Source organism: Neorhizobium sp. T6_25, assembly GCF_002968555.1.
Lineage (GTDB): Bacteria > Pseudomonadota > Alphaproteobacteria > Rhizobiales > Rhizobiaceae > Neorhizobium.
Genome location: NZ_PVBL01000010.1, coordinates 67,035 through 79,769, shown reverse-complemented (window position 1 = coordinate 79,769; position 12,735 = coordinate 67,035). Strand labels below are relative to the sequence as shown.

Genomic DNA, 12,735 nt, shown 5'->3' with positions numbered 1-12,735 from the left:
AAAGCCCCGGAGACGATCCGGGGCTTTTTTCGTTCAGGCGCTCTGTTTCAGGCCGCTGCCCTCGCGGGCGTAACCGTTCGCCTTCAGGATTGCGGTGATCTCGTCCAGCACCGTTGCATCCTCGATCGTCGCCGGCATTTTCCACGGCATGTCGTCGGCAATCTTCTGCATCGTGCCGCGCAATATCTTGCCCGACCGGGTCTTCGGCAGCTTGTGAACCACCATCACCGTCTTGAAGGCCGCAACCGGGCCGATCTCGTTGCGCACGAGTTCGGCGACTTCTCTTGCGATATCAGCAGTTTCCCGTGAAACATGGTTCTTCAGCACCATGAAGCCGCAGGGGATCTGCCCCTTCGTCGCATCGTGGACGCCGATCACCGCGCATTCGGCGACGTCCGGATGTTTGGCGCAGACTTCCTCCATCGCCCCGGTCGAAAGCCGATGGCCGGCGCAGTTGATGATGTCGTCGGTGCGCGCCATCACGAAGATATAACCCTCTTCGTCCATCACCCCGGCATCGGCCGTCTTGTAGTAGCCCGGGAACTCGTCGAGGCATGCTTCGCGGAACCGCTGGTCGGCATTCCAGAAGCTGACCAGACAGCCGGGCGGCAGCGGCAATTTTATAACGATATTGCCGAGCGTGCCGCGCGGCACCGGATGGCCGGCATCGTCCAGCACGTCGAGCGCATAACCGGGCATCGGCCGCGTCGGCGAACCGTGCTTGACCGGCATCAGACCGAGCCCGACGGTGTTGGCGGCGACAGGCCAGCCCGTCTCCGTCTGCCACCAGTGATCGATCACCGGGATCTTCAGCTTCTGCTCGGCCCATTTCAGCGTTTCCGAATCGGCCCGCTCGCCGGCAAGGAACAGGGCGCGCATGCCAGTCAGATCGTATTTTCCAACCAGGTCGCCCTCCGGATCGTCGCGGCGGATCGCCCGAAAAGCCGTCGGCGCCGTGAACAGCACTTTCACGTCGTGATCGCTGACGACCCGCCAGAACGTGCCGGCATCCGGCGTGCCGACCGGCTTGCCCTCGAAGATCACGCTTGTATTGCCGGTCAACAGCGGTCCGTAGACGATATAGGAATGACCGACGACCCAGCCGATATCGGATGCCGTCCAGAACACCTCCCCCGGCTTGACGCCAAAGATGTTCTCCATGCTCCAATGCAGCGCCACCATATGCCCGCCATTGTCGCGCACGACGCCCTTCGGCTGGCCGGTCGTCCCGGACGTATAGAGGATGTAGAGCGGATCGGTGGCCTTGACCGGTACGCACGGCACATCCCTGCCCCGCGCCTTTTCGACGGCCTCGGCGAAATCCAGCTCTCCACGCTCCGGCCGCAGTTCCGCCCGGAACTGCTCGCGCTGCAGGATGAGGCAATGCTCGGGTTTTACGCAGGCGAGCTCGATCGCCTGGTCGAGCAGCGGCTTGTAGGCGACGGTGCGGCCGGGTTCGAGGCCGCAGCTCGCGCTGATCACCAGTTTCGCTTCCGAATCGTTCAGCCGCGCCGCCAGCTCCTGCGCCGCAAAACCGCCGAACACCACCGAATGCACCGCTCCCAGCCGGGCACAGGCAAGCATCGAGAAGATCGCTTCCGGCACCATCGGCATGTAGATGACGACACGGTCGCCCTTTCCTATGCCGAGATCACCCATAACCGCTGCGATCGCCTTCACCTTGTCGAGCACCTCGGCATAGGTGAAGCTCTTCTGCTTTCCCGTCATGGCGCTGTCGTGTATGAAGGCGCGCTGGCCGCCCCGTCCGGCCGCCACATGCCGATCGAGGCAGTTATGGCAGGTATTGGTCTCGCCGCCGGTGAACCAGCGTCCGTAGACCCCTTCGTCCTTGTCGAAGATCCTGTCCGGTTCCTTGAACCAGTCGATGGCAGCGGACGCACCTCTCCAGAACCCTTCCGGATCCTTTTGCCAGCCTTCATAGATGTCGAAATAGCGGCTTTGCATCTGCACCTCCCGTCACATGAGTACAGCCCGGAATGGTCAATCTAGGGTGCGGGCGAGGTGCGGGAAAGCCCGACGAAAGCGCTAGGTGCCTGGCGAAAGCCTGTTTTCAGCGTGAGCCGAAGATGGCCGAGCCGACCCGAACGCTGGTCGCCCCGAATTCGACGGCCGTCTCGAAATCGCCGGACATGCCCATGGAGAGCTTTTCGACGCCGCATTCCCGGGCGAGCTTGGCAAGCAGCGCAAAATGCGGCCCCGGATTTTCCTCGGCCGGCGGAATGCACATCAGCCCCTCGATCGAAAGCCCGAGCTCCTTGCGGCAAAGCTCCACGAAGGCAACGGTCTGCTTCGGCTCGATCCCCGCCTTCTGCGGCTCCAGCCCGGTGTTGACCTGCACATAGAGCTTTGGCGCCTTGCCCTGCTTGTTGATCTCGTCGGCAAGCGCGCGGGCGATCTTTTCCCGGTCCACCGTCTCGATGACATCGAACAGCGCCACCGCGTCGGCGGCCTTGTTGGATTGCAGCGGCCCGATCAGATGCAGTTCGATATCAGGCGCCTCGGCCTTCAGTTCCGGCCACTTGCCCTGGCTTTCCTGCACGCGGTTTTCACCGAATATCCGTTGCCCGGCTGATATCACCGGTCGAATGTCCTGCACGTCGAACGTCTTCGAAACCGCCACGAGCGTCACCGACCCTGCAGGTCGCTTCGACAGGCGCTCCACCTTCCCGATCCGTGCCTTCACATCCTGCAGCCGTTCTTCGACGCTCATGACCCATGCCTTCCGCTTTTCTTGCAAGCTCAGCGCTTAGCCCTCATATAAGGCTGTGCCAAGGGTGTTTCGCCCTGAACTTGGCCTTTCCCGCCGCTGTAAAACTTGACGCTTGCAGGGTTTCATGGTGAAGGTCTGGCCCGACTCTTGATCCTGTTTTCCCGGAATATCATTGAAATGGCGACTGAACGTTATAATCCGCGCGATGCCGAGCCCCGTTGGCAGCAGACCTGGAACGATGCCAAGGTTTTCGAGACCGACAACAGCGATCCGCGCGAAAAATATTACGTTCTGGAGATGTTTCCCTATCCGTCGGGCCGCATCCACATGGGCCATGTGCGCAACTATGCCATGGGCGATGTGGTAGCCCGCTACAAGCGCGCCCGCGGCTTCAATGTCCTGCACCCCATGGGCTGGGACGCTTTCGGCATGCCGGCTGAAAACGCCGCCCGTGACAACAAGGTGCATCCCAAGACCTGGACCTACCAGAACATCGAATCCATGAAGGCGCAGTTGAAGGCCATGGGCCTGTCGCTCGACTGGTCACGCGAATTCGCCACCTGCGATGTGGAATATTACCAGCAGCAGCAGCACCTCTTCCTCGACATGATGGAAAAGGGTCTGGTCTACCGTAAGCAGTCCAAGGTCAATTGGGACCCTGTCGACCAGACAGTTCTGGCCAACGAGCAGGTTATCGACGGCCGCGGCTGGCGCTCGGGTGCGCTGGTGGAGCAGCGCGACCTGGTGCAGTGGTTCTTCAAGATCACCGATTTCAGCCAGGATCTCCTCGACTCGCTCGATACCCTCGACCAGTGGCCTGAAAAGGTCCGGCTAATGCAGAAGAACTGGATCGGCCGGTCCGAGGGCTTGACGGTTCGCTGGGAAATCGTGAGTTCGACGGCACCCGCTGGCGAAAGCGAAGTCGTGGTCTACACGACCCGTCCCGACACGCTGTTCGGTGCCTCGTTCCTGGCCATCGCAGCCGACCATCCGCTGGCCAAGGCCGCAGCTGCACAGAATCCGGCTATCGAAGCCTTCGCTGAGGAATGCCGCCACCACGGAACCTCGCTCGCAGCGCTGGAAACGGCCGAGAAGAAGGGCATCGACACCGGCGTCCGGGTTAGGCACCCGCTTGACCCCTCCTGGGAGCTGCCGGTTTATGTCGCGAACTTCGTGCTGATGGATTATGGTACAGGCGCCATCTTCGGCTGCCCGTCCGGTGACCAGCGCGACCTGGATTTCGCCCGCAAATACGGTCTGCCCGTCGTACCGGTCGTCATGCCGAAGGACGGCGATGCCGCAACCTTCGAGGTCGGCGACACCGCTTACGTCGATGACGGCGTGATGATCAATTCGCGTTTCCTCGACGGCAAGACGACCGAGGAAGCCTTCGAGATCGTGGCCAGCCGCCTGTCGGAAACGATCGTCGGCAACATGCCGCAGGGCGAACGCAAGGTGAATTTCCGCCTGCGCGACTGGGGGATCTCGCGCCAGCGCTACTGGGGTTGCCCGATTCCGGTCATCCATTGCGATGATTGCGGCGTCGTGCCGGTGCCGAAAGCGGACCTGCCGGTCAAGCTGCCGGACGACGTCACCTTCGACCTGCCGGGCAACCCGCTCGACCGCCATCCGACCTGGCGCCATGTCGCCTGCCCGCAATGCGGCAAGCAAGCCCGCCGCGAGACGGACACGATGGATACGTTCGTCGATTCGAGCTGGTATTTCACCCGCTTTACTGCGCCCTGGGAAAAGGATCCGACCGATCCGGCCGTCGCCAATCGGTGGCTTCCGGTCGACCAGTATATCGGCGGCATCGAGCACGCGATCCTGCACCTGCTCTATTCCCGTTTTTTCACCCGCGCCATGCGCGAGACCGGCCATGTCGAGGTCAAGGAGCCCTTTAAGGGCCTCTTCACGCAAGGCATGGTCGTGCACGAAACCTATCGCCGTGGCACCGGCCCCAACGGTGAATGGGTGGCCCCGGCCGACATTCGCATCGAGGAAGTGGACGGCAAACGCCGCGCCACCATGCTTAAGGGTGGCGAAGAAGTCACCATCGGCTCGATCGAGAAGATGTCGAAGTCGAAGAAGAATGTTGTGGATCCGGACGATATCATCGCCTCCTACGGTGCCGATACCGCACGCTTCTTCGTCCTTTCCGACTCTCCGCCGGACCGTGACGTCATCTGGTCGGAAGCCGGCGTCGAAGGCGCTCATCGCTTCACCCAGCGCCTGTGGCGCCTGATTTCGGAAGCCTCCGAAAACTTGGCTGGCGTCGATCCGGTGCCGGCGAAGGACGGCGAAGCGCTGGCGATCTCGCAGCTCGCCCACAAGACGCTGAAGGCGGTTCAGGGCGATTACGACAAACTCTCCTTCAACAAGGCCGTCGCACGCATCCATGAACTCGTGAACGCACTTGCAGCGCCGCTCGCCCGGGTCGCTGGCGGCGAGGGCGATGCGGCCTATCGTGGCGCCGTACGCAACGCGTCGGAGATCCTGATCCAGCTTGTAGCCCCCATGACGCCACATCTGGCTGAAGAGTGCTGGGCGGTCCTCGGCAACAAGCAACTACTCTCCCTGGCTGCCTGGCCGCGATATGACGAAACCCTGGTCGTCGAGAACGAGGTCACACTGCCGGTCCAAATCAACGGCAAGAAGCGCGGCGAATTGACAATCGCACGCGACGCGGATCAAAGTGCGGTCGAAGCTGCGGTTCTGGCGCTGGATGCGGTCAAAGCGGCACTTGAAGGCCGGGCGCCGAAGAAAGTAATCGTCGTTCCACAGAGGATCGTAAACATTGTCGTTTGACCGCTCTCTTCGTCGTTTTGGGTTCGCATCCAGCCTGGTAATGCTGACGGTGCTCGCCGGCTGCCAAGTTCGCCCGCTTTATTCCGAGGCTTCCGGCACGGGCGAACGCCTTGCATCCGTCGGCTTTGAGCAACCCCACACCCGCCTCGACCAGGTTGTCCGCAACCATCTGGTCTTCCTGACCTCCGGCGGTGCCGGCGAGTCCACCCGTCCTGCCTACGACGTGAAGCTGGTAACCAAGAGCACGGCCTCGACCATCATTGACGACGAGGACGACGAGGACGACGACAGCGTGTCTCCGACCGGCGTACCGGTCCCCGGCCGCGTTCAGGTGGAAGGCACCTACACGATTAGCCGCATCAGCGACGGGCAGGTGCTGAAGTCCGGCAAACGTCAGGTCGTTGCGCTCATCGACATTTCAGGCCAGGGCTATGCAGGCCTGCGCGCTATCCGCGACGCCGAAAACCGCGCCGCACGGGAACTTGCCGAGTTCATCCGCGCCGAGATCGCGATTGCGCTTTCGCGCGAACCTCAGCCGCAGACGGTATGGCAGAAGTAAAATCCCACGAATTTGATCGGTTTGCCGATAAGAGTGCGGAACTCTACAAGATTTTCGTGATCTACGGCCCGGATCGTGGCCTTGTTTCCGAACGGGCGGCATTGATCGCGGGCAAGACGGGCATCTCCCAGGATGATCCGTTTGCGATGCTCAAGCTCGACGTTTCGGACCTGCAGGGCGACCCGGGGCGGCTTCTCGATGAAGTGAACTCTATGGGCCTTTTCGGCGGCTCGAAGCTCGTCTGGCTGCGTGGCGCTGCCAACGAAAAGCCGCTCCTGGACGCAATACAGATTTTGGCTGATGGCCCGGCCCCGGCCAACATCCTGATTGTAGAGGCCGGCGACCTCAAGAAAGGGAGCGGGCTGCGCAAGATCGCCGAGCCCTCCCGATCCATCGCCGTCATCCCCTGCTACGCGGACGATATCAAGGCTTTGAACAGCCTCATTGATTCGGAATTAGGGAGCGAAGGCCTCAGGATCAGCCCTGGCGCCCGCCAGAGGCTCTTGGAGCTGCTTGGGGGAGACCGCGTGGCCTCCCGGAACGAAATCCGCAAACTCGCGCTTTACTGCCGTGGCACGGGTATGGTCGAAGAGGCGCAGATCGATGAAATCATCGGGGACGCGAGCGCAGTTTCAGCCGATGAGGCCGTCGACGCAATCCTCAGCGGCGATTTGCCCGCTCTGCACCGCGCCATCCAGAAGATCGTCTCATCGAAGACACCGGTCTTTCTCGTCCTGCAATCCTGCCTGAAACAATTCCAGCTGCTGGATCTGATGAGGGCGGAGATGGAGGAGAAGAAACTCCAGACCTCCCAGGTCATGATGACGCTCGGCAGGCATGTTCATTTCAAGCGGAAACCGATCATCGAAAAAGCGCTGAGAACCTGGAGTTCGCCGGCGCTCGCCCGTGAAACGGAAAGATTGCAGGCTGCAATTCTGATGTCACGACAGAGGCAGAGCCTGGAACCCAATATCGCGTTCCACACGTTGATGGCAACCGCTATTCAATCAAGTCGTTGAATAAACTAGGTTATCGCCGCTCAAGAAGGCGGCATATCTCCTCGAGCTGCTCAAGTGTGCGGTAACCGATCCTGATCTGCCCGCCACCGTTCTTGTGGTTAATCTTTACGTCCAGGCCCAGTGAATCAGAAAGCGTGCGTTCCAGCGCAAGGGTATCGGAGTCCTTTTGTTCCGCTTTCGAAACGTTTTCGGGCTCCAATTGAGCCTTGATGTCGTTTTGAGCCAGCTTCTCAGCATCGCGAACTGACATACCCTTGGCGACAATCGTACGTGCCAGCGAAACCGGATCCGATGTCGTGATAAGCGCACGGGCGTGACCCGCAGAAAGGCTGCCTCCCGCCAACATGTCCCGAACCGGCTCCGGCAGCTTTAGCAGGCGGAGGCTATTGGCCACATGGCTTCGGCTTTTGCCGATGATTTCCCCAAGATCGTTCTGGGTGTAGCCATGCTCTGCGATCAGCTGATCGTAACCCAGCGCCTCTTCCAAGGGGTTGAGATCTGAGCGCTGGACGTTCTCGACGATCGCGATCTCAAGCGCCGTCCGATCATCGACATCGCGAACGATGACGGGAATTTCGACCAGGCCCGCGAGTTGCGCCGCTCGCCAGCGGCGTTCACCGGCGATGATTTCAAACTGATCGGCGCCGCGCGGACGAACAACGACCGGCTGAACGATACCATGCTGGCGAATGGAGCTTGCGAGATCCTGCAACTCACCCTCATCAAAGCTCCGACGCGGGTTTTTCGGATTGCGCGACACGTGCTCGATCGGCACCATGCGATCCGGGTTGACACTGCGGGCACCACTATTGACAGGTGCCGGCTGGTCCATCTCACCGATAAGAGCTGCAAGGCCGCGCCCGAGGCGCCGTTTCGAGAGATCGTCGTTCATTCTCACTACTCACTTGTCTGCAAAGTGTCAGGCGGCCTTGCGCCTGCGTTCCCGCTGGATGACTTCAGAAGCCAACTGCAAATAGGCTTGGCTGCCGGCGCACTTCAGGTCGTAAAGGATTGCCGGCTTCCCGTAGGAGGGCGCTTCCGAAACGCGAACATTGCGTGGGATCAACGTATGGTAGACCTTTTCCCCCAAATGCGTCCGAACATCATTGACGACTTGCTGGGCGAGGTTATTTCGGGCGTCGAACATTGTCAGGACAATTCCCTGGATGTCGAGCGAGGGATTGACGCTACGACGCACCTGATCGACGGTTTCCAGTAGCTGGCTCAAGCCCTCCAGAGCGAAAAATTCGCACTGTAGAGGCACCAGAATGGAATGCGCCGCCGCCATGGCATTCATCGTCAACAGGTTGAACGATGGGGGGCAGTCCAGCAGAATGTAGGAATAAGCCAAGGCGTCATCGCCATTCAGGGCGCTTCGAAGTTTGAACGCCCGATCGGGAGCCTGGGAGATTTCCATCTCGAACCCGAGTAGATCCATTGTCGAAGGGACAATGTGAAGGTTCGGAACAGCCGTTGCCAGCGCAGTCTCGGCGATGGAATTATAACCCATCAACAGGTCATAGGAGGAGATCTTGCGATCACGGCGTTCAATGCCCAGCCCGGTGCTGGCATTACCTTGCGGATCGAGGTCCACGATCAGCACACTCTCGCCGATGGCGGCGAGCGCCGTGGCCAGATTGATCGCCGTCGTCGTCTTGCCGACGCCACCTTTTTGGTTGGCAATCGTAATAACCCGATTTCTTTCAAACATGCGGCACCTGAAAATCTAGGGTTCTTTGTGCCTCAAATTGCTTATCTCGAGGATAACTGAATCCGGCTCGACGGCACTCTGGTGTTTTATCAGATCGAATACCCAACGACCACGGGCTTTCTCGACTTCTGCCGCGTAATCCCGGCCTTTATGAAAAAAAGCCCTTGTTTCTTTGCCGATCATCCACCCCGAAGTGTAGGAAAGGAGCGGATCCAGCTCTGCAAGCGCCCTGGCTGAGATGCGCTCGCAATCCGGAAGCGCCTTTGAGGCCGATTCGATTCGCAGTGGATGAACAGAGCCCCTTGCGCCGGTCTCGCTGAGTGCCACTCGAAGAAATGCTGCCTTCTTCTGATTGCTCTCCACCAGATGAACCCATCCCTCTTGCGCCTCCGCCAGAAAGATCGCGGTTATGATCCCGGGGAAACCGCCTCCAGAACCAAGGTCAAGCCACTTGCATGGCTGCGGGGAGATCTGGAAGATTTGAGCGCTGTCAGCTATATGGCGCCGCCACAGCTCGTCTAGCGTCGACGGCGCCACAAGGTTGATGGCCTTGGCCCACTTCTGGAAAAGCGCGGAAAAATGCTCAAGCTTCTCTTGCGTTTCACGTGAAACACTCTTGCCGTTCAGAAGCATTTACAGGACTCGCTTGAGGCGATCTGGTGCAGTTTCTTCTTTACGAAGTAGCGCCAGGATAAGAGCAAGGGCGGCTGGCGTCATCCCATCAACCTTGCCAGCCTGTGCAAGATTCCCCGGGTTTGCCGCCGTCAGCTTCAGTTTAAGTTCATTGGAAAGACCAGGAAGACCTGTAAAATCAAAGCCTTGCGGGATAATTCGGGCCTCGTCCCGATGGGTAGCGTGAATATCGGCTGCCTGCCGGTTCATGTAAACCGCATAGGACGCTTCAATTTCCAGGGCTTCCGCAACCTTGGGGGACAACTGCGCGAATTCAGGCCATATAGCGGTGAGGCCTCCCAACGATTGATCAGGATAAGCCAGCAGCTCATAGGCGGTTCGTCGCTGTCCGTCCTTGTTCAACTTCAGGCCATGACTATTGGCCTCGTTGGGGGTCAAATTGCGGGATCGGAGCAACTCCCGGCCTGCATCCAGCGCCTGCGTATAGGCTCGCAGCTTCGCCGCCCGCGCAGGTCCGACACAACCCAGCTCGATCGCTTTCTCCGTCAGCCGAACATCCGCGTTGTCCGCCCTGAGAGACAGCCGGTATTCGGCACGGGACGTAAACATTCGATAGGGTTCAGTCACCCCGCGAGACGTGAGATCGTCAATCATGACGCCGATATAGGAGTCGGCGCGGCTGAAATGATAGGGCTCACCGCCGGACGCTTTTTGCGTCGCATTTAATCCGGCTACCAGACCCTGCGCCGCAGCTTCTTCATAACCCGTTGTGCCATTGATCTGCCCGGCAAGGAAAAGGCCCGGAATCTTCTTCACTTCCAAGCCCGCGGTCAGTTCGCGGGGGTCCACGTGATCATATTCGATCGCGTAACCGGGCTGCATGATCGTCACTGCCTCCAGACCCGGAATTGTTCGAATGAACGCTTCCTGGACCTCGGCGGGGAGGGATGTCGAAATACCATTCGGATAGACCGTCGGATCGTCCAGGCCTTCCGGCTCCAGAAAGATCTGATGCCCGTCGCGCTCGCCGAAACGGACGATCTTGTCCTCGATCGACGGGCAGTACCGCGGGCCTACCCCTTCGATCTGGCCGGAATACATCGCGGAGCGATGGATATTGTCCGAGATGATCTTGTGGGTCGCATCGGTTGTGCGCGTGACGCCGCACGCAATCTGCCTTGTGGTGATTTTGTCGGTCATGAAGGAAAAAGGAACCGGCTGTTCGTCGGCCTCCTGCAAACCGACGCGGCTCCAGTCGATCGTATTTCCATCCAACCGCGCCGGAGTACCGGTCTTCAGCCGACCCAGCTGCAAGCCAAATCGCGCCAGGGTTTCAGACAATCCCAGGGAAGGGGCTTCACCGACGCGGCCGGCAGGAATCTTCTGGTCGCCGATATGAATCAGGCCGCGAAGAAAAGTTCCGGTCGTCAGAACAATTGTTACGCATCCGAATCGACGTCCGTCCTTCAGTTCAACCGAGTTGACTAGCCCGTCCTCGATCCCGATATCGAAGGCATCTCCCTCGATCACAGTGAGGTTAGGGTGGTCGAAAATTTCATGCTGCATCGCAAGCCGGTAAAGCTTGCGATCAGCCTGGGTCCGAGGCCCGCGCACAGCAGGTCCCTTCTTACGATTGAGAAGCCGGAACTGGATACCGGAGGCATCCGCGACGCGGCCCATCAAACCGTCGAAGGCATCAACCTCACGCACGAGATGGCCCTTGCCGAGACCGCCGATCGCAGGGTTACAGGACATCACGCCGATGGTCTGCCGGTTATGGGTAATCAGCGCGGTGCTGGCTCCCACACGCGCGGCCGCACTCGCTGCCTCGCAGCCAGCATGCCCCCCGCCGATGACGATGACGTCGAATGTCGTTTCCATTTGCTTACCTTATGAAACAGCCGGGCCCGCGCCCTGTTTCACGTGAATCACTTGCCGATGCAGAACTGCGAAAAAATCACGTCAAGAAGCTGTTCCACATCGACCCGGCCGGTGATGCGGCCGAGCGACGATGCTGCGGCCCGAAGGCTCTCGGCCCGAAGATCGAGCTCTGGGCCGTTTAACGCTTCTTCGATGAAAATGGAAGCCTCTTTCAGGTACTGAAGATGTCGCTGCCGGTTGGGAACCAGCGATCCGGACCAGGTCTCGCGGAGTTTTTCTAGGATCAGGGAACGAAGCTCATCCAGCCCAGCCCCCGTTTCGCTGGAAATATTCAGATCGTAGGCGGCCGAAGGGCGGCGTATATCTGCCTTCGTTCCTACGCGCAGGACTTCCTCGGTCACCCTGTCGAAGATCTGTTTCGAGTCCGAATCGATTTCTTCGAGCTGCAGAACGAGATCGGCTTGTTCGATCGCTATGTGCGCCCTCCGCACGCCTTCCTGCTCAACGCGATCCTCGCTCTCACGAAGCCCCGCGGTATCGAAGAAGCGCACGAGATAACCATCCATGTCCACGTCGACATGCAGAATATCCCTCGTAGTGCCGGCAATCTCCGTTACGATCGCAACATCGCGTTTCGCCAGCGCGTTGAGAAGACTGGACTTGCCGGCATTCGGAGGGCCTGCGATGACCACCTTGTATCCGTCCCGAATGATCTCCCCCGCTTTCGCAGAGGCGATATGATTCTGAATCTCGAGATAAAGATCCGCCACCTCGGTCCAGACCCTGTCCGAAACCGATCCCGGAACGTCGTCCTCATCCGCGAAGTCGAGTTCCGCTTCGATCAAGGCCCGCGCACGCGTCAATCTCTCGGCCCATTCCATATAGAGCGCTGACTGCCCGCCAAAACCCTGTTCGACCGCCAGCCGCCGTTGCATCTCCGTCTCAGCGGCGATCAGATCCGCGAGGCCCTCGACCTCCACCAGATCGAGCTTCCCGTTTTCGAACGCCCGGCGGGAAAACTCGCCCGCTTCGGCCAGACGAAGCCCTATCGCTTCCAGTTCTCTATAAACGGCGGAAACGACGGCGCGGCTGCCATGCAGGTGTATTTCAATACAGTCCTCGCCGGTAAAGGAATTCGGGCCCGGAAAGGCCAGGACCAGAGCTTGATCGATTGTCGAACCGTTGCGGCTCCGAATCGTCCTGAGCGCAGCCCTTCTGGCAGCCGGCAGCTCGCCCGCCAAGACCTGGGCGGCGTCGAATGCCAGCGTCCCGCTTATCCGGATGACCGCAACGCCGGCGGGGAGGGTGCCGCTGGAATGGGCATAGATCGTATCGTTCACTGCCTGGATCATGGAATCAATCTATCAGAGACGGCTCCAAACTGAAAAGCGCC

The 12,735-nt window shown here is 59.9% G+C and carries 10 protein-coding genes; 3 read left to right on the top strand and 7 right to left on the bottom strand.

Features of this window, described 5'->3' with window-relative positions; genetic code table 11:
- Positions 1-33: 33 nt before the first annotated feature.
- Both C5L10_RS15805 and C5L10_RS15800 read right to left on the bottom strand, forming a co-directional pair.
- Positions 34-1,965, bottom strand: a complete 1,932-nt coding sequence (locus tag C5L10_RS15805; protein WP_105430462.1) for a propionyl-CoA synthetase — start codon at positions 1,963-1,965, stop codon at positions 34-36.
- A 106-nt stretch (positions 1,966-2,071) separates the two neighbouring features.
- The gene (locus C5L10_RS15800) at positions 2,072-2,731 is read right to left on the bottom strand and encodes a YggS family pyridoxal phosphate-dependent enzyme (RefSeq protein WP_105430461.1); all 660 of its coding nucleotides are present in this window, start codon (positions 2,729-2,731) and stop codon (positions 2,072-2,074) included.
- A 177-nt stretch (positions 2,732-2,908) separates the two neighbouring features.
- On the opposite strand from C5L10_RS15800, the gene leuS reads away from it, so the two are divergent.
- Genes leuS through holA form a run of 3 tightly spaced genes read left to right on the top strand, consistent with a single transcriptional unit; the run spans position 2,909 to position 7,117 of the window.
- Positions 2,909-5,539 (top strand): leucine--tRNA ligase, encoded by a 2,631-nt coding sequence (leuS, locus tag C5L10_RS15795; protein WP_105430460.1) that lies wholly within the window; start codon positions 2,909-2,911, stop codon positions 5,537-5,539.
- Positions 5,529-6,098, top strand: coding sequence for a hypothetical protein (locus C5L10_RS15790; RefSeq protein WP_105430459.1), 570 nt, complete (start codon positions 5,529-5,531; stop codon positions 6,096-6,098). Before leuS ends, C5L10_RS15790 begins: the two co-directional genes overlap by 11 nt.
- Complete coding sequence (gene holA, locus C5L10_RS15785; protein ID WP_105430458.1) at positions 6,086-7,117, top strand: DNA polymerase III subunit delta; 1,032 nt, start codon at positions 6,086-6,088, stop codon at positions 7,115-7,117. The genes C5L10_RS15790 and holA overlap by 13 nt, the downstream gene beginning before the upstream one ends.
- Positions 7,118-7,127: 10 nt before the next feature.
- Here holA and C5L10_RS15780 read toward each other — a convergent pair whose 3' ends face one another.
- Genes C5L10_RS15780 through mnmE form a run of 5 tightly spaced genes read right to left on the bottom strand, consistent with a single transcriptional unit; the run spans position 7,128 to position 12,694 of the window.
- Positions 7,128-8,009, bottom strand: a complete 882-nt coding sequence (locus C5L10_RS15780; protein WP_105430457.1) for a ParB/RepB/Spo0J family partition protein — start codon at positions 8,007-8,009, stop codon at positions 7,128-7,130.
- Positions 8,010-8,036: 27 nt separating this feature from the next.
- Complete coding sequence (locus C5L10_RS15775) at positions 8,037-8,828, bottom strand: ParA family protein (RefSeq protein ID WP_046636706.1); 792 nt, start codon at positions 8,826-8,828, stop codon at positions 8,037-8,039.
- 15 nt (positions 8,829-8,843) lie between these two features.
- Positions 8,844-9,461, bottom strand: coding sequence for a 16S rRNA (guanine(527)-N(7))-methyltransferase RsmG (gene rsmG / locus C5L10_RS15770; RefSeq protein ID WP_105430456.1), 618 nt, complete (start codon positions 9,459-9,461; stop codon positions 8,844-8,846).
- A complete protein-coding gene (mnmG, locus tag C5L10_RS15765; RefSeq protein ID WP_105430455.1) occupies positions 9,462-11,342 on the bottom strand; it encodes a tRNA uridine-5-carboxymethylaminomethyl(34) synthesis enzyme MnmG in 1,881 nt (626 codons plus the stop codon).
- Positions 11,343-11,389: 47 nt separating this feature from the next.
- Positions 11,390-12,694 carry a tRNA uridine-5-carboxymethylaminomethyl(34) synthesis GTPase MnmE gene (mnmE, locus tag C5L10_RS15760; protein ID WP_105430454.1) on the bottom strand — a complete coding sequence of 435 codons (1,305 nt, stop codon included), beginning with the start codon at positions 12,692-12,694 and terminating at the stop codon, positions 11,390-11,392.
- Positions 12,695-12,735 lie beyond the last annotated feature (41 nt).